The 17,752-nt window shown below is 54.3% G+C and carries 11 protein-coding genes and 2 pseudogenes; 4 read left to right on the forward strand and 9 right to left on the reverse strand.

Annotation, left to right across the window (positions count from 1 at the left end; all coding sequences use genetic code 11):
* Positions 1-152 precede the first annotated feature (152 nt).
* Positions 153-2,189: an oligopeptidase A gene (locus NM96_09295; GenBank protein ID AVR79503.1), complete on the forward strand. Its 2,037-nt coding sequence runs from the start codon at positions 153-155 to the stop codon at positions 2,187-2,189.
* 563 nt (positions 2,190-2,752) lie between these two features.
* Here NM96_09295 and NM96_09300 read toward each other — a convergent pair.
* Both NM96_09300 and NM96_09305 read right to left on the reverse strand, forming a co-directional pair.
* A complete protein-coding gene (locus NM96_09300; GenBank protein ID AVR79504.1) occupies positions 2,753-4,285 on the reverse strand; it encodes a DUF853 domain-containing protein in 1,533 nt (510 codons plus the stop codon).
* Positions 4,286-4,461: 176 nt separating this feature from the next.
* Entirely contained in the window at positions 4,462-6,393 is a 1,932-nt protein-coding gene (locus tag NM96_09305; GenBank protein AVR79505.1) for a molecular chaperone DnaK, read from the reverse strand.
* A gap of 78 nt (positions 6,394-6,471) precedes the next feature.
* Here NM96_09305 and NM96_09310 point away from each other — a divergent pair.
* A pseudogene (locus tag NM96_09310) lies at positions 6,472-6,738 on the forward strand (hypothetical protein).
* Here NM96_09310 and NM96_09315 read toward each other — a convergent pair.
* Positions 6,697-7,269 (reverse strand): nucleotide exchange factor GrpE, encoded by a 573-nt coding sequence (locus NM96_09315; GenBank protein ID AVR79506.1) that lies wholly within the window; start codon positions 7,267-7,269, stop codon positions 6,697-6,699. The pseudogene NM96_09310 and the gene NM96_09315 overlap by 42 nt on opposite strands.
* A 162-nt stretch (positions 7,270-7,431) precedes the next feature.
* Between NM96_09315 and cysE the strand changes: the two genes are divergently transcribed.
* A complete protein-coding gene (cysE, locus tag NM96_09320; protein ID AVR79507.1) occupies positions 7,432-8,250 on the forward strand; it encodes a serine O-acetyltransferase in 819 nt (272 codons plus the stop codon).
* Between the two features lie 305 nt (positions 8,251-8,555).
* On the opposite strand, the gene NM96_09325 is transcribed toward cysE, so the two are convergent.
* From NM96_09325 to NM96_09340, 4 genes are all read right to left on the reverse strand, one after another.
* Entirely contained in the window at positions 8,556-9,161 is a 606-nt protein-coding gene (locus NM96_09325) for a protein-tyrosine-phosphatase (protein AVR80311.1), read from the reverse strand.
* An 89-nt stretch (positions 9,162-9,250) separates the two neighbouring features.
* Positions 9,251-10,255, reverse strand: a complete 1,005-nt coding sequence (locus NM96_09330; protein ID AVR79508.1) for a tRNA dihydrouridine(20/20a) synthase DusA — start codon at positions 10,253-10,255, stop codon at positions 9,251-9,253.
* Positions 10,256-10,378: 123 nt separating this feature from the next.
* Positions 10,379-11,560 carry a glycosyltransferase family 4 protein gene (locus NM96_09335; GenBank protein ID AVR79509.1) on the reverse strand — a complete coding sequence of 394 codons (1,182 nt, stop codon included), beginning with the start codon at positions 11,558-11,560 and terminating at the stop codon, positions 10,379-10,381.
* An 86-nt stretch (positions 11,561-11,646) separates the two neighbouring features.
* Positions 11,647-12,978, reverse strand: a complete 1,332-nt coding sequence (locus NM96_09340) for a metalloprotease PmbA (protein AVR79510.1) — start codon at positions 12,976-12,978, stop codon at positions 11,647-11,649.
* Between the two features lie 173 nt (positions 12,979-13,151).
* Between NM96_09340 and NM96_09345 the strand changes: the two genes are divergently transcribed.
* Positions 13,152-13,682 carry a hypothetical protein gene (locus NM96_09345; protein AVR79511.1) on the forward strand — a complete coding sequence of 177 codons (531 nt, stop codon included), beginning with the start codon at positions 13,152-13,154 and terminating at the stop codon, positions 13,680-13,682.
* Positions 13,683-13,957: 275 nt separating this feature from the next.
* On the opposite strand, the pseudogene NM96_09350 reads toward NM96_09345, so the two are convergent.
* Both NM96_09350 and NM96_09355 read right to left on the reverse strand, forming a co-directional pair.
* Positions 13,958-14,020 (reverse strand): annotated as a pseudogene (locus tag NM96_09350) (FAD-binding protein).
* Positions 14,021-14,045: 25 nt separating this feature from the next.
* Complete coding sequence (locus NM96_09355) at positions 14,046-17,651, reverse strand: bifunctional proline dehydrogenase/L-glutamate gamma-semialdehyde dehydrogenase PutA (GenBank protein AVR79512.1); 3,606 nt, start codon at positions 17,649-17,651, stop codon at positions 14,046-14,048.
* Between the last annotated feature and the right edge of the window lie 101 nt (positions 17,652-17,752).

A 17,752-nucleotide genomic window follows, 5' to 3' on the forward strand; every position in this document is an offset into this window, starting at 1 on the left:
AAAGAGGTCGTCTGAAAACACAATCGGATACCCCGAACGGCAAACCTAAAACCCAGACACACATTATCCCCATTTTCCCATTGACTCAGGCGGCAGCCATTTTTCAGACGACCTCCGTCCGAACCCGCCACCCACACAAAGGAATCCCATCCATGACCGACAACGTACTGCTCCATTTGGGCGAAGAACCCCGTTTCGACACCATCCAAACCGCCGACATCAAACCCGCCCTGCAAACCGCCATCGCCGAAGCGCGCGCGCAGATTGCCGAAGTCAAAGCCCAAACGCACACCGACTGGGCAAACACCGTCGAGCGTCTGACCGACATTACCGAACGCGTCGGCAGGATTTGGGGCGTCGTGTCGCACCTCAACTCTGTGGTCGACACACCCGAACTGCGCGCCGTCTATAACGAACTGATGCCCGAAATCACCATCTTCTTCACCGAAATCGGACAAGACATCGAGCTGTACAACCGCTTCAAAACCATCAAAAACTCCCCCGAATTCGCCACCCTCTCCCCCGCACAGCAAACCAAGCTCAACCACGACCTGCGCGATTTCGTCCTCAGCGGCGCGGAATTGCCGCCCGAACAGCAGGCAGAACTGGCAAAACTGCAAACCGAAGGCGCGCAACTTTCCGCCAAATTCTCGCAAAACGTCTTAGACGCGACCGACGCCTTCGCCCTCTACTTTGACGACGCCGCACCGCTTGCCGGCATTCCCGAAGACTCGCTCGCCATGTTTGCCGCCGCCGCGCAAAGCGAAGGCAAAACAGGCTACAAAATCGGTTTGCAGATTCCGCACTACCTCGCCGTCATCCAATACGCCGACAACCGCGAACTGCGCAAACAAATCTACCGCGCCTACGTTACCCGCGCCAGCGAACTTTCAGACGACGGCAAATTCGACAACACCGCCAACATCGACCGCACCCTCGAAAACGCCCTGCAAACCGCCAAACTGCTCGGCTTCAAAAACTACGCCGAACTGTCGCTGGCAACGAAAATGGCGGATACCCCCGAACAAGTCCTCACCTTCCTGCACGACCTCGCCCACCGCGCCAAACCGTACGCCGAAAAAGACCTCGCCGAAGTCAAAGCCTTCGCCCGCGAACGCCTGAACCTCGCCGACCCGCAGCCGTGGGATTTGAGCTACGCCAGCGAAAAACTGCGCGAAGCCAAATACGCATTCAGCGAAACCGAAGTCAAAAAATACTTCCCCGTCGGTAAAGTTTTGGCAGGCCTGTTCGCCCAAATCAAAAAACTCTACGGCATCGAATTCTCCGAAAAAACCGTTCCCGTCTGGCACAAAGACGTGCGCTACTTCGAGCTGGAGCAAAACGGCAAAACCATAGGCGGCGTCTATATGGACCTCTACGCCCGCGAAGGCAAACGCGGCGGCGCGTGGATGAACGACTACAAAGGCCGCCGCCGCTTCGCCGACGGCACGCTGCAACTGCCCACCGCCTACCTCGTCTGCAACTTTACCCCGCCCGTCGGCGGCAAAGAAGCCCGCTTGAGCCATGACGAAATCCTCACCCTCTTCCACGAAACCGGCCACGGCCTGCACCACCTGCTCACCCAAGTGGACGAACTGGGCGTATCCGGCATCAACGGCGTCGAGTGGGACGCCGTCGAGCTGCCCAGCCAGTTTATGGAAAACTTCGTCTGGGAATACGACGTCTTGGCACAAATGTCCGCCCACGAAGAAACCGGCGAGCCCCTGCCGAAAGAACTCTTCGATAAAATGCTCGCCGCCAAAAACTTCCAACGCGGCATGTTCCTCGTCCGCCAAATGGAGTTCGCCCTCTTCGACATGACCATTTACAGCGAAGACGACGAAGGCCGTCTGAAAAACTGGCCGCAGGTTTTAGACAGCGTGCGCAAAGAAGTCGCCGTCATCCAACCGCCCGAATACAACCGCTTCGCCAACAGCTTCAGCCACATCTTCGCCGGCGGCTACTCCGCAGGCTATTACAGCTACGCCTGGGCCGAAGTCCTCAGCGCCGACGCCTACGCCGCCTTTGAAGAAAGCGACGACGTCGCCGCCACAGGCAAACGCTTCTGGCAGGAAATCCTCGCCGTCGGCGGCTCCCGCAGCGCGGCGGAATCCTTCAAAGCCTTCCGCGGACGCGAACCGAGCATAGACGCACTGCTGCGCCACAGCGGCTTCGACAACGCGGCTTGATAGTAAGGTTGATATAAAAATATAGCGGATTTGATATAGAAATACCTGAATCGTCATTCCCGCGCAGGCGGGAATCCAGAACGTAAAGTTAAAGAAACCGTTTTACCCGATAAGTTTCTGTGCGGGCGGGTCTAGATTCCCGCCTGCGCGGGCATGATGACGAAGACGTTTTTATTTGAAATTTACTATAAAAGGTCGTCTGAAACTTTTCAGACGACCTTTTTTACGAGGATTTCAAAAGTCTTAAACTGTCTGATTCAAGAATCAGACCTACACAGACCGGATGGCAAGGTTAATGTAAAAATAGAACAGGCAAAAATCTAGGACGTATAGCAAGCATACTTAACTTTAAATCCAGCATGTCATCAAACTCCGTCATTCCCGCGCAGGCGGGAATCCAGAACGTAAAGTTAAAGAAACCGTTTTACCCGATAAGTTTCTGTGCGGGCGGGCCTGGATTCCCGCCTGCGCGGGCATGACGGTATATTTTTTGAATTAATATAAAAGGTCGTCTGAAAACCGATTTTCAGGCTTTCAGACGACCTTTGCCTTCTTTTCACGCCTTATTTTTTAAACATGTTTTTAATAATGCCCATCACGCTGCGGGAGATGGCGTTGGTCACTTGGCGGTTGATTTGGCTGCCGATGGCATCGGCGACGTTGTAGCCCAAGCCCTGCCCTGACTTTTTACGTCCGCCGCTCAAGCCGCCGAGCAGTCCGCCGAGTATGCCGGGGTCGGCATTGGCGGCTTCTTTTTCAGCGGCTTTTTGCGCTTTTTCCTGCTCTTTTGCCGCCGCTGCCGCCTCTTTCTCCGCCGCAGCCTGACTGTCGGCTTCGGCTAAGGCTTCAAAGGCGGAATAGTTGTCCACCATGTCTTTATAGGTCGGATACAAATCGTCGTTTTGGAACAAGCGGTTGCGCTCTTCGGCGGTAAGCGGGGTCAAGGAAGATTGCGGCGGCAGGACGAGCGCGCGCTCTACCGGTTCGGGCATACCTTTTTCGTCGAGGAAGGAAACGAGCGCTTCGCCGACGCCCAGTTCGGCAATCGCTTCGGCAACTTTGATATTCGGATTGCTGCGGAAGGTTTCGGCAGCGGCTTTAACCGCTTTTTGGTCGCGCGGCGTGAATGCGCGCAGGGCGTGTTGCACGCGGTTGCCGAGCTGTCCGAGGATGGTGTCGGGCAAATCGAGCGGGTTTTGGGTCACGAAATACACGCCCACGCCTTTGGAACGGATCAGGCGAACGACTTGTTCGACTTGTTCCACCAGCGCATTGGCGGCGTTGTCGAACATCAAATGCGCTTCGTCGAAGAACATCACGAATTTCGGCTTGTCCAAATCGCCGACTTCGGGCAGGGTTTCAAACAATTCTGCCAACATCCACAGCAAAAACGCGCTGTACATACGCGGCGAGCGCATCAGTTTTTCCGAATTGAGGATATTGATGACGCCTTTGCCGTTGTCGGTCTGCATCCAATCTTGCAGGTTGAGCGACGGCTCGCCGAAGAATTTTTCCGCACCTTCGTTCTCCAGCGTCAAAAGCTGACGTTGAATCGCGCCGATACTGGCGGCGGAGACGTTGCCGTATTGCGTGCGGTATTCCGAAGCGTGGTCGGAAACGTGTTTCAGCATACTGCGCAAGTCTTTCAAATCCAGAATGTGCCAGCCTTTGTCGTCGGCAACTTTGAACACGAGGTTCAGCAGGCCTTCCTGCGTGTCGTTCAGGTTCATCAAACGCGCCAGCAGCAGCGGGCCCATTTCAGAAACGGTCACGCGCACCGGAATGCCGGTTTCGCCGTAAACATCCCAAAAGCGCACGGGGAAACTTTGCAGCCATTGCTCGCCCAAGCCAAACTCGGCAATGCGTTCGCCCACCTTGCCGCTGGCAGCACCCGCTTGCGCGATGCCCGACAAATCGCCTTTGACGTCAACCAAAAATACGGGAACGCCCTCGCTGCTGAAGGCTTCCGCCATACGGCGCAGGGTCACGGTTTTACCCGTACCGGTCGCCCCAGCGATCAAGCCGTGGCGGTTCGCCATTTTGCCTTGGATTTCAAGTGTCTTATCGCCCGCGCGCGCGATGGGGAATGTCGTCATGAAGGTTTCCTTTGATTGGATGGTTTGAAAAATAAGGCTATTTTCTTATGTTTCCACACACAGGGCAACAGATAGGCAGAAGGTCGTCTGAAAAGTTTTCAGACGACCTTTTACTATAAATAATTCAAACAAAAAGCGCGAACCTTGCGATTCGCGCTTTTTTCAGACGACCTCAATTATTTCTTGTCGTCTTTTACTTCTTCAAAGTCGGCATCTACTACGTCGTCGTCTTTCTTGGCTGAAGACGGCTCGGCTTGTGCGCTTTCGCCTGCTTGGGCTTCGGCTTGTGCTTGTGCGTAAACCATTTCGCCCAGTTTTTGGCTGGCTGCGCCCAATGCTTCGGCTTTGGCATCGATGGCGGCTTTGTCGTCGCCTTTTACAGCTTCTTCGGCTTCTTTCAGCGCGGCTTCGATTTTTTCTTTCTCGGCTGCGTCGAGTTTGTCGCCGTAGTCGGCCAAAGATTTTTTCACGGAGTGAATCAGGGCTTCGGCTTGGTTGCGGGAAGCGACCAATTCAGTCAGTTTTTTATCTTCCTCGGCATTGGCTTCTGCATCTTTCACCATGCGTTCGATTTCTTCTTCGCTCAAGCCTGAAGAACCTTGGATGGTGATGTTGGCAGCTTTGCCTGTGCCTTTGTCTTTGGCGGAAACGTGCAGGATGCCGTTGGCGTCAATGTCGAAGGTTACTTCGATTTGCGGCATGCCGCGCGGTGCGGGTGCGATGTCGCCCAAGTTGAACTGACCCAAAGATTTGTTGGCGGAAGCGCGTTCGCGTTCGCCTTGCAGTACATGGATGGTTACTGCGCTTTGGTTGTCTTCGGCGGTAGAGAACACTTGCGACGCTTTGGTCGGGATGGTGGTGTTCTTCTGAATCAGCTTGGTCATCACGCCGCCCATGGTTTCGATACCCAAGGACAGAGGGGTTACGTCCAGCAGCAATACGTCGCTGCGGCCGCCGCTCAATACTTCGCCTTGAATCGCTGCGCCTACGGCAACGGCTTCGTCAGGGTTCACGTCTTTGCGCGGCTCTTTGCCGAAGAAGTCTCTCACGGCTTCTTGTACTTTCGGCATACGGGACTGACCGCCGACCAAAATCACGTCGTCGATGTCGCTGGTGCTCAAGCCGGCATCTTTCAATGCGGTGCGGCAAGGCTCGATAGAGCGGGCAATCAGGTCTTCAACCAGGCTTTCGAATTTGGCGCGGGTAATTTTCATTGCCAAGTGTTTCGGGCCGGTTGCGTCCATGGTGATGTACGGCAGGTTGATTTCGGTTTGCTGGCCGCTGGACAATTCGATTTTGGCTTTTTCGGCAGCCTCTTTCAGGCGTTGCAATGCCATCACGTCTTGTTTCAAATCAATGCCTTGGTCTTTTTTGAACTCGGCGATGATGTGGTCGATGAGGCGTTGGTCGAAGTCTTCACCGCCCAAGAAGGTGTCGCCGTTGGTTGCCAATACTTCGAATTGTTTGTCGCCGTCGAGGTTGGCGATTTCGATGATGGAAATATCGAAGGTACCGCCGCCCAAGTCATATACGGCTACTTTGCGGTCTTTGTTGTCGCCTTTGTCCATACCGAATGCCAAAGCGGCTGCGGTCGGCTCGTTGATGATGCGTTTTACATCCAAACCGGCGATGCGGCCTGCGTCTTTGGTGGCTTGACGTTGGCTGTCGTTGAAGTAGGCCGGAACGGTAATCACGGCTTCGGTTACTTTTTCGCCCAAATAAGATTCGGCGGCTTCTTTCATTTTACGCAGGACTTCTGCGGAAACTTGCGGCGGAGACAGCTCTTTGCCTTGCGCTTTCACCCATGCGTCGCCGTTGTTGGCTTTGATGATTTCGAAAGGCATGGATTCGATGTCGCGTTGGACTTCTTTGTCTTCGAATTTATGACCGATCAAACGTTTTACAGCGTAGATGGTGTTTTTAGCGTTGGTTACGGCTTGGCGTTTGGCGGGCGCGCCGACGAGGACTTCGCCGCCGTCCAGATAAGCGACGACAGACGGCGTAGTGCGTGCACCTTCTGCGTTTTCAATAACTTTGGTTTGACCGTTTTCAGAGATGGATACACAAGAGTTGGTTGTACCTAAGTCGATACCGATTACTTTTGCCATATTGATGTTGCTCCTAAAAAGATTTTTCTAAATTAATAATTGTGTGGAACATTTTGTTCCGTTGACCTGTAAATAAGGTTGCCCGATATTTTTTCAAGGGTTTTGTTGAAATTTTTTTTATATAAAATTCAACAAGCTAAACTATTTATCCACAGGACGGTATTTTGTTTTTCAGACGACCTTGTCTTTGTTTTCCGATTGAGCATCATCGGAATGATTTTCCAAAAGTGGGATTGAGGCTTGAGGGACGGGGAAGGGTCGTCTGAAAATTTTATGCTTGATAAACTTTATCAAGCGGTGCCTTCAGGATTCTTGTTTCGCCACGACAACCATTGCGGGACGTAATACGCGGTCGGACAGGGTGTAGCCTTTTTTCATGACGCTGACGATGGTGTTCGGCTCTTGCTCGCTGACGACCGCCTGCATTGCTTGATGTTGGTGTGGGTCGAGTTTGTCGCCGGGCTGCGGGTTGATTTCTTTGATGTGCGTGGCGTCAAACGCTTTTTGCAATTCGTTCAGCGTCATTTGCACGCCCATTTTCAGCGCGTCGAAATTGCCGCTTTGGTCGAGCAGCGCCATTTCGAGATAATCTTTGACGGGCAGCATTTCGGCGGCGAATTTTTGTCCGGCGAATTTGTGCGTATCGGCAATTTCCTGCTGATGGCGGCGGCGCAGGTTTTGCTCGTTCGCCAGGCCGCGCAGTTCGCTGTCTTTCAACTGTCCTTCCAACTCGGCGATACGCGCCTGCAATTCTTCGTAAGTCGGCGGTTCGGTAGCTTCGGGTTGTTCGGTTTTGGGGGCTTGGGCGGCTTCTGCGTTTGCCGCCTCTTCGGTTTCGTGTTGATATTGTTCGTGATGTTCGCTCATTTCATGCATCCTTTGGAATGGTTTGAATCGAATGCTACTTTATATAAGGTCGTCTGAAAAAACTTCAAGCACACGGAAACCATCATAAGCATATTCCGCAATGCGCTATCGCAAATCGTTGATAAAAGGTAAGATACACCGACACCATCCTATTTTCAGACGACCCCCAACATGAAAAAAGACCACCTGAACACAACCGATTTCAACCTCTGGCACACCATCCGCGAAGAAACCGCAGCCGCAGCCGCAGCCGAACCGATGCTGGCGGGCTTTTTGCACCAAACCGTATTGCGCCACGACTCGCTCGATTCCGTCCTTGCCTACCACCTTTCCAGCAAACTCGGCAGCCCGATTATGGACGTGCGCGCCCTGTTTGAAATTTACCAGCAGGCATTGGGCAGCGACGCGCGCATCAGCAACTGCGTCGAAGCCGACTTGAAAGCCATTTACGAACGCGACCCCGCGTGCGACGAATATTCGCTGCCGCTTCTGTATTTCAAAGGTTTCCACGCCATTCAGGCGCACCGCATCAACCACTGGCTCTACCAAAACGGCCGCAAAACGCTGGCGTATTTCCTGCAAAACCGCATGTCGGAAGTGTTCGGCGTCGATATTCACCCTGCTGCCCGTTTCGGTCACGGTCTGATGCTCGACCACGCCACCGGTTTCGTGGCGGGCGAGACCGCCGTGTTGGGCAACAATATTTCCATCCTGCACGGCGTAACGCTCGGCGGCTCGGGTAAGGAAAGCGGCGACCGCCATCCGAAAATCGGCGACGGCGTGATGATCGGCGCGAACGCTTCGATATTGGGCAACATCCGCATCGGCGACAATTCCAAAATCGGCGCAGGCAGCGTGGTCGTTGCGGACGTACCGTCGTCAATCACCGTCGTCGGCGTACCTGCCAAACCAGTGGGGCGTTCGGTCAAAACCCCATCGGCGGACATGGACCAGAGTTTGCAGGGTACGGCGATGGATTTTGTGATTTGAACTGAATCGCCTGATAAGGCCGCAGATACGAAAAGGTCGTCTGAAAACCTGATGGATAAGGTTTTCAGACGACCTTTTTCTATACGGCCGCCACACTTATCTGGAATACGTCACCCGCCATTAACCACCCTTTCTCATGGAACTGAATCTGATTTTGAATTTCAGCAACCGTTTTTTTCAAATACCTGCTTCTGAAGATTTCCGATAGATCTCTGCCTGAGCGGGAATAATGCACCAATCAGTATGTTGTCTCTAAAAATCAGCTTGGCAGCCAAAGTCAGGATTGGATTTATAAGTCAGCGTTATTACCCCGATACTGCATTGCGCTCGTTGCTGCGCAAGCGTTCCAAATGGTTTTTGACTTCCTGTACTTTTGCTTCGGTAAATAGGTTGGCGATATTTTTCCAAATGCTGTGGTAACCGTAGGGGCCGTGCTGCATTTCGGCTTTTGCCTCTTCAATCTGCCAGCCTTGGTAAAGGATGCGGTACATTCCGGCAATCAGCCCCGTTCTGTCCGCACCGTGGTAGCAATGGATGAGGACTGCGCCGTTCTGTTGCTGTTTTTCAATCAGGTACAGGATTTCGGCGATGTCTTTAGGTTTGACATTCCACGACAGCAGCGGGCGGTTGATGATGTTGATGCCGTATTGTTTGAGATAGTCGTCGTCATTGCGGTCGAAAAAGCGCAGATTGACGACGCTTTTGATACCCTGCTGTGAAATGGTTTCGCCGTCCTCGGGGACAGGCTGTTCGCTGCGGTAGAGTTTGTCGTCGATGCGGTAAAGGTTGGCATCTTGCTTGACGGATACTGCCCAAAGTCGGGTATTCATGGTTAGTGTTTCTTGAGTGGACGAGGCTTGGCAAGCGGCAAGGAGGAAGGCTGAGAAGATAATCGGTATGGTTCGTTTCATCATAGGGATAGATTCAAAAAGTGAAAAGGTCGTCTGAAAAAGGAATCTGTTTTCAGACGACGTGTTTAATGTTTAAGAAAACCGCGCTTTTATTCCCACACGTTCGCCCGCTCGACTTCTTTCCACGCGTCAAGAATCAGGCTGCCGTCGTTGTCTTTCAACAGCGTCGCGTCGGAAAGCATACGCCGCCAGGTGCGGGCGTTTTTCAGGCCGTGCATCAGCCCGAGGCTGTGGCGGACGATGTGGCGCAAGATTGTGCCGCGCCCGGCTTGGATTTGGGTTTGGCTGTATGTGTAGAGGCGCTGCACCAAATCGGCGTATTCAATCGGGCTGCGGGTATCGCCGTAAAACAGCCTGTCCCATTCGTGCATGACCATCGGGTTGTGATACGCCTCGCGTCCGACCATTACGCCGTCAACGTGTTGCAGGTGTCCGGCGATTGCTTCGTTGGTGGTGATGCCGCCGTTGATGATGATTTCCAGATCGGGAAACTCTTTTTTCAAGCGGTAAACGTAATCGTATTTCAACGGCGGAACGTCGCGGTTTTCTTTGGGGGAGAGTCCGTCCAGCCATGCGTTGCGGGCATGGACGATGAAGGTTTTGCAGGCGGTTTTGTCGCGCAGCGTGCCGACGAAATCGGCGACGGTTTGGTATTCGGTCTGCCTGTCGACGCCGATGCGGTGTTTGACGGTAACGGGGATGCCGACCGCGTCCTGCATGGCGTTGAGGCAGTCGGCAACCAGCATGACTTCGTTCATCAGACACGCGCCGAACGAGCCTTTCTGTACGCGCGGGCTGGGGCAGCCGCAGTTAAGGTTGACCTCGTTGTAGCCGTATTCTTCTGCGGCTTTGGCCGCTTTCGCCAAATCGGACGGGTCGCTGCCGCCCAGTTGCAGGGCGACGGGCTGCTCGCCTTCGTTGAACATCAAAAAGCGGTCTTTGTCGCCATAAACGATGGCACCGGAATTGACCATTTCGCTGTAAAGCCATGTGTTGCGGGTAATTTGGCGGGCGAGGTAGCGGTAGTGGCGGTCTGTCCAGTCGAGCATGGGGGCGACGGAAAGGCGGCGGGACGGGAGGTTGGTTTGAGACATTATGTAGTGTGTAAACAGTGTTTCAGACGACCTTTGTTCTTGAAGGTCGTCTGAAAAGGAAACGGATTAAACGGATACCAAGACGGCGGAAAACCGATGCTCCAGTTGGCTTTATAGCAAAGCTTAAGGTTGCTTTTGCTTTTCTCCGACGATTTGTTCAAATGTGCGGATTAAGCTTGAAGCGATAACCTCCTCGCTAAACTCCGCCAAACAATCTCGACGCAGTTTTTCATGATCGAAGCGTTCGCGATTTTCATACATTTCAATCAATGCACCGGTAAGCGCGGGGATATTTTCGGTCGGCACCAAAATACCGTTCTCGGGCGTAACGATGGATTGCGGACCGCCGCACATGGTGGCGATGACGGGCAAGCCCTGAGACAACGCTTCAATAAACACGACCCCGAAGGTTTCCGTGCGGCTGGCAAGGACGAAAGCGTCGCTTTGGCGCATCAAATCTAATACTTCGTCCGTAGTGAGCGCGCCGAGGAAGCTGACGGCATGCGTAATGCCCAACTCTTGTGCCAAACGGCGCAAATTGGCGGCTTCCACGCCGTCCCCGCCGATTTTCAATTTGAGGAAAGGATATTTTTCCAACGCTTTCGCAAAGGCCGGCAGCAGGAGGTCATGCCCTTTCAGATGGCGCAGATGCGAAACGGTACAGAAGGTGTAGTCTTGGTTTCCTTTATCGGGAAACGTGAAATCCCGTGCGAAATTGTCGCCCAGTACGTTGGGCAGGTATTCCCATTCCAAACCGTATTTTTCCTTCAGCAGGCGGCTGAAATCGCGGCTGACGGCAAAACGCGCGGCACTATGTTCGGCAGCGAGGCGCATGATCGGCCATTGGTGAGGCCGTATGAGGTTGCGGGTAATGGTGCTACTATGTTCGGTAATGACGTAGGGAATACCGTAAGTCTTATAAATTTCGTAAGCGAGGATGCCCGCGTAGTTCATGGAGTGTGCATGAACAATATCGGGGCGGCCGTTTTCACGCACATACCGCGCAAATGCCTTCATCCCCGCGCGCACCCAGCGGATGCGGTCCAAATCAATAACAGGAAAACGGGGGAAAAAATACATACTGTCGTAAGCGTAGGTATTCAACCCGCCCTGATTGTGTTTCCGGATGCCGTACGGACCGGTAAAAATAGATTTGGTATGGACGCGCAAATAGCGGAACATCGGCGCAATCACCCCGACTTTCAAACCTTTGCGCTGCAAGGCTTGTGCTTGAAGACGGAAAAAGATTCCGTCCACATCGGTTTCAGTTTTGGGATACCAAGAAGGAATAACGGCAACGTGCATGAAAAAACTTTCGTAATAATCAATCTGAGGTCGTCTGAAAAAACATTCGCCGTTTTTAGACGACCTTTTTAATAACCGGGTAAAACCTACTCCCCCGCCACGGTCATGCTCTCGATCAGCACCGAACCGATTTTGTTGGAAGAGCGGCGCAGCGCGTCGTTGGCAGTACCGACGATGCCGAGGTACATATCCTGCAAGCGGCCGGCGATGGTGATTTCTTGGACGGGGTGGCTGATGACGCCGTTTTCCACCCAAAAACCCGCCGCGCCGCGCGAGTAGTCGCCCGTGATGGTGTTCACGCCCTGACCCATCAGTTCGGTAACCAACAATCCCGTGCCCATTTCTTTCAGCAGGTCGGACTGCGTTTCGTGCGTATGGTTCAAATAAAGGTTGTGCGCGCCGCCGGCGTTGCCCGTAGTCTGCATACCGAGCTTTCTCGCGCTGTAACTGCTGAGGAAATAGCCTTCGACAATACCGTCGCGGATGACGAAACGCGGCCGCGTGGCGACGCCTTCGGAGTCGAAATAGGTGCTGCCGAAGGCGCGGGGGATGTGCGGCTCTTCGCGCAGACTGAGGAAATCGGGCAGGACTTTTCTGCCTATGCTGTCAATCAGGAAACTGCTTTGGCGGTAGAGCGCGCCGCCGCTGAGTGCGCCGACGAGGTGTCCGATAAGCCCGCCTGCGACGGTGGTATCGAAGAGGACGGGATAGCTGCCTGTCGGGATGCTGCGGCTGTTCAGACGACGTAAGGTACGCTCGGCAGCGGTTTTGCCGATTTGCTCGGGACTGTCCATGTCTTGATGGCGGCAGGCTGCGTCGTACCAGTAGTCGCGCTGCATGCCGTTTTCGTCGGCGGCGACGATGCTGCACGAAATGCTGTGGCGCGTGCCTTGTTGGTGGGCGGTGAAGCCGTGGGTGTTGCCGTAAACGTATTGGTAATGTCCGGTCTGAACACCTGCGCCTTCGGAGTTTTCGATGCGTTCATCCGCGCTCAGGGCGGCTTGTTCACATTGTTTTGCCAACTCAATGGCGGCTTCCGTACTTAAATCCCATTCGTGATAACGGTCGAGGTCGCCGACGTGTTGCGCCATCAGCGAAGCATCTGCCAGACCTGCGCAATCGTCTTCGGCGGTGTAGCGGGCGATGTCGATGGCGGCTTTGACAGTGTCTTGCAGGGCTTTTTCGGAGAAGTCGGCGGTGCTGGCGCGACCTTTGCGTTTGCCGACGTACACGGTAATATCCAGCGATTTGTCTTGCTGGAACTCGATTTGTTCGATTTCGCCCAGCCGTACGCTGACGCTTTGCCCGATGGATTCGCTAAAGTCGGCTTCGGCAGCCGCCGCGCCCATGTTTTTTGCCAAATCCAAGGCGTGCCCGCATAAGCCGGTCAGCTCGGAGGCGGTGTGGTTGAACAGCATAAAAGGTTTCCTGACAGAGGTTTGCGGCATTTTAACCGTTTTCAGACGACCTCGGCAAAAATACCGCCGCCGGAAACAAAAGGTCGTCTGAAAACGCCGTTTCGACAGGGCGTTGACGTGAAACCTGCCCGAACGTGCTAAAATACCCGAAACAAAATTAAAGGTTTATCAAAATGTTTGAAAACGAAGACGAATGGGTCAGCAAAACCCAAATGAAAAAGCAGATGAACGATTTGCAGGCTTTGGGCATGGAGTTGACCAAACTCTCAACCGATACGCTGAAAAAAATCGGCTTGGACGAGGACTTGTACGAAGCCGTCGTTACCTACAAAAAAATCACGTCCAACGGCGCGCTCAAACGCCAAAGCCAATTCATCGGCAGGCTCATGCGAGACACCGACCCCGCGCCCATCGAAGCCTTCCTCGCCAAACTGCGCGGCGAAAATACCGCCCACAACGCCTTCTTGCAACGCGTCGAACAAGCTCGCACGCGCCTCTTGGCGGACGTCAACGCAATCACCCAATTCATGGCGGACTTCCCCCATGCCGACGCAGGCAAATTGCGCACCTTAATCCGCAACACGAAAAAAGAGCAGGAACAAAACAAACCGCCGAAAAACTTCCGCGCCCTCTTCCAAGAAATCAAATCCGTCATGGAAGGCGGTCAGAGCGATTCGGAAGAAACGCAGGACTGGGCAGAATAAATATCGAGGTCGTCTGAAAACGGGTTTGGGTTTCAGACGACCTTTTTTCATATTTCCGAATAAACTTTATCATCAGCCCATAAAAGTCGTCTGAAACCGCCGTTGCCGTCATTCCCGCGCAGGCGGGAATCCGGGTCTCTGCATTGCGGAAATATCTCAAAGCTGCTGCAACTTCAAATTTCCGAATTCCCAGCCGTACGGAAATAACGACGGTAGGTTAACCATCCATACCTGACGGAAAAACAGTATCTGCCCTGCTTATTTTAATTTACAGAAAAAGGTCGTCTGAAAACGGACTTAGCGGGTTTTGCTAACGTTTTCAGACGACCTTTGTTCAAACGCTCTGGCGTTTATTCAGTCCTTTTAGTCAGAAACGGCCATCAGGCTGGCGTTGCCGCCGGCGGCTGTGGTATTGACGCTGCAAGAAATTTCTTCAAACACTTGCAGGATGTCTAAGCCTTGTTCGGACGGGAGGATGCGGATGAGTGCGCCGTCGCGTTTTGCCAGCTCTTGCTTGCGGCTGCTGTCCAGCGGGCTTAGGGCGGCGACGTGGTGCACACCCGTGCTTTCAGGTTTGCTGTTGACTTGCAACAGGCCTTCGAGGTCGGCGGTGTAGGAGGCAAGCGGGCTGTCGGGTTCGACGACGGTTACGATGCCTGCGGCGGCAAGTTCGGTCAGGGCGCAGAAGGCTTGCAGGAGGCTGCCGCCGTGTACCCAGACGCGTTTGGGCGCACGCCAGCTCATGGCATTGCGTTCGCCGGTCGGGCCGACCAAGACAGATTCTGCTTGGCGTAGGGTGCGGATGCGGGCGTGTCCCAATGCCGATGCCGCTGATTTTTTCTCTTCCGCATTAAACGGCAGCTTGTGAATCAGGGCTTCGAGGCGTTTGAGCGCGACTTCGTCCGCTTGCCCGATACGGCTCAGCGGCGGTGCAACCCATTCGGGGATACGGGTCAGTTTTTGCAGGTAGAACGAGCCGCCCGCTTTCGGACCAGTACCGGACATACCGTGTCCGCCGAACGGTTGTACGCCGACGACGGCGCCGACGATGTTGCGGTTGACGTAAACGTTACCCGCTTCGATACGTTCGCGGATGCGTTTGACCGTGCCTTCGATGCGGCTGTGTACGCCGCTGGTGAGCGCGTAGCCTTTGCTGTTGATTTGGTCGATGATTTGGTCAAGTTCGTCGGCGCGGTAGCGGACAACGTGCAGGACGGGACCGAAGACTTCGCGGGTGAGTTCGTTCAAATTGTTGAGTTCGAACAAAATCGGCAGCACGAAAGTGGATTTCGCAGGATCAACATCGGAAGCGGCTTTGACTTCGTGGTAAGACTTGGCAACGCCTTTCATTTTGTTGATGTGCGATTGCAGGTTTTGCTGCGCTTCGGCATCGATGACCGGGCCTACGTCGGTGGTGAGCTGAATGGGTTTGCCGACGACCAATTCGTCCATCGCGCCTTTGATGATGGCGAGCATCTTGTCAGCAACGTCCTCTTGGACGCAAAGGATGCGCAGGGCGGAGCAGCGTTGTCCCGCGCTGTCAAAGGCGGAGTTGAGCACGTCCAAACAAACCTGCTCGGGCAGCGCGGTGGAATCGACAATCATGGCATTCTGACCGCCGGTTTCGGCAATCAATACGGGGCTGTCGTCGCGTTTGGCAAGGGCTTTGTTAATCAGTTGCGCCACTTCGGTCGAGCCGGTGAAAATCACGCCGCCGATACGCGGGTCGCCTGTCAGCGCTGCGCCGACATCGCCTGCGCCGAGGACAAGCTGCAAGGCGGAAGTCGGGATGCCTGCTTCGTGCATCAGGGAAACGGCGTAGCTGGCAATCAGACTGGTTTGTTCGGCAGGTTTGGCGATGACAGTGTTGCCGGCTGCCAATGCGGAAACGACTTCGCCGGTAAAGATGGCGAGCGGGAAGTTCCACGGGCTGATAGCGACGATGGCACCGACGGCTTTGGCATCTTTGGGCAGGGTGTTTTCAGCTTCGTTTGCGTAGTAGCGGCAGAAATCGACGGCTTCGCGCACTTCGGCGACGGCGTTGTTCAGCGTTTTACCTGCTTCGCGCACGGCAAGCATCATTAGCGCGGGGGTGTGCTGCTCCAGCAAATCGGCAAAGCGGCGCAGGCATTCGGCGCGCTCGGCGGCTGGCGTCGCGCTCCATTCAGGAAACGCGGCAACGGCTGCACCGACGGCTTCTTGGGCAAGCGCGGCGTCGGCAAAGCTGACTGTGCCGACGATGTCATCGTGATCGGCGGGGTTTTTAATCGGTTGCGCTTCGCCGACATCGCGGGCTTTACCGTTGATAATGGATGCGGCGTGGAAGTCTTGCGCGGCGGCGCGGTTGAGTTTTTCTTGAAGCTGTTGCAACACGGTTTCGTTGCTGAAATCGACGCCTTGGGAATTCAGACGACCCCTGCCGTACAAATCGCGCGGCAGCGGCAAGGCGTTGTGCAGGTGGATACCTTGTTCGGCGATGGTGTCGAACGGGCTGCGGATCAGCGTATCGATGCTGATGTTTTCATCGACGATTTGGTTGACGAACGACGAGTTCGCGCCGTTTTCCAACAGGCGGCGCACCAAGTAGGCGAGCAGGGTTTCGTGCGTACCGACCGGGGCGTACACGCGCACGCGGCGGCCTAAGTTTTGCGGACCGACCACTTGGTCGTACAAGGTTTCGCCCATACCGTGCAGGCATTGGTGTTCAAAGTCTTTGCCTTTGCCCATTTGGTAAATCGCACCCAAGGTATAGGCGTTGTGGGTGGCGAATTGCGGGAACACGGCGTCTTGCGCGTCCAGCAGTTTGCGCGCGCAGGCGAGGTAGGAGATGTCGGTATGGACTTTGCGGGTGTAGGTCGGATAGCCGTCCAGGCCGTCCACTTGCGCCCATTTGATTTCGCTGTCCCAGTACGCGCCTTTAACGAGGCGGATCATCAGTTTTTGGTTGTTGCGGCGGGCAAGGTCAATCAGATAGTCGATGACGAAGGGGCAGCGTTTTTGATATGCCTGAACGACAAAGCCGATGCCTTTGTAACCGGCTAAATCGGGGTCGGAAACGAGTGCTTCCATCAAATCCAAAGACAGCTCCAAACGGTTGGCTTCTTCGGCGTCGATGTTGATACCGATATCGTATTTTTTACCCAAAAGGAACAGCTCTTTCAGACGAGGTAAGAGTTCGCTCATGACGCGTTCGTGTTGGGCGCGGGAATAGCGCGGATGGATGGCGGAAAGTTTGACGGAAATGCCGTTGCCTTCATAAACGCCTTGTCCGGCGGCATCTTTGCCGATGGCGTGAATGGCTTGAACGTAGTCGTTGTAATAGCGGTCGGCATCTTCTTGGGTGTAGGCGGCTTCGCCCAACATATCGAAGGAGAAGCGGTAGCCCATTTTTTCGCGCTCTTTGCCGTTTTGCAGCGCTTCTTCAATGGTTTGTCCGGTAACAAACTGCTTGCCCAACAGGCGCATGGCGTAGTTCACGCCTTGGCGGATCAGGGGCGCGCCGCCTTTGCTGACGAGGCGGTTCAGAGCCGAACCCATCTGCTTGTCGCTCGGCGCAGTCAGTTTGCCGGTAATCAGCAAGCCCCACGCGGCAGCGTTGACGAACAGGGACGGGCTGTTGTTCAAATGGCTTTTCCAGTTGCCTTCGGAAATTTTGTCGGCAATCAGGCGGTCGCGCGTCGCATTGTCGGGAATGCGCAGCAAAGCTTCCGCCAGACACATCAGCGCAATGCCTTCTTCGCTGGAGAGCGAAAACTCGTGCATCAGCGCATCTACCCCGCTGGCTTTGGTGCGGCTGGCACGAACCTGCGTAACCAAACGGCGCGCGAGTTCGGACGCCGCCCGACGCTCCTCATCGCTCATCTGGGCGCGTTGCAGCATATCCTGAACGGCTTCGATTTCGTCGCGGCGGTAAGCATCGGTAATCGCTTGGCGCAGTGGCGTTTGTGTCGGAAAAGCAAAGTCAAACATTTTAAGGTTCTCCAAAGTTTTTATGATGATTTTCAGACGACCTCATCCCTTTTCGAGGTCGTCTGAAAAGATTTAAAGCATATAGATAATATCTTAATAAA

The organism is Neisseria mucosa (assembly GCA_003028315.1).
Lineage (GTDB): Bacteria > Pseudomonadota > Gammaproteobacteria > Burkholderiales > Neisseriaceae > Neisseria > Neisseria mucosa.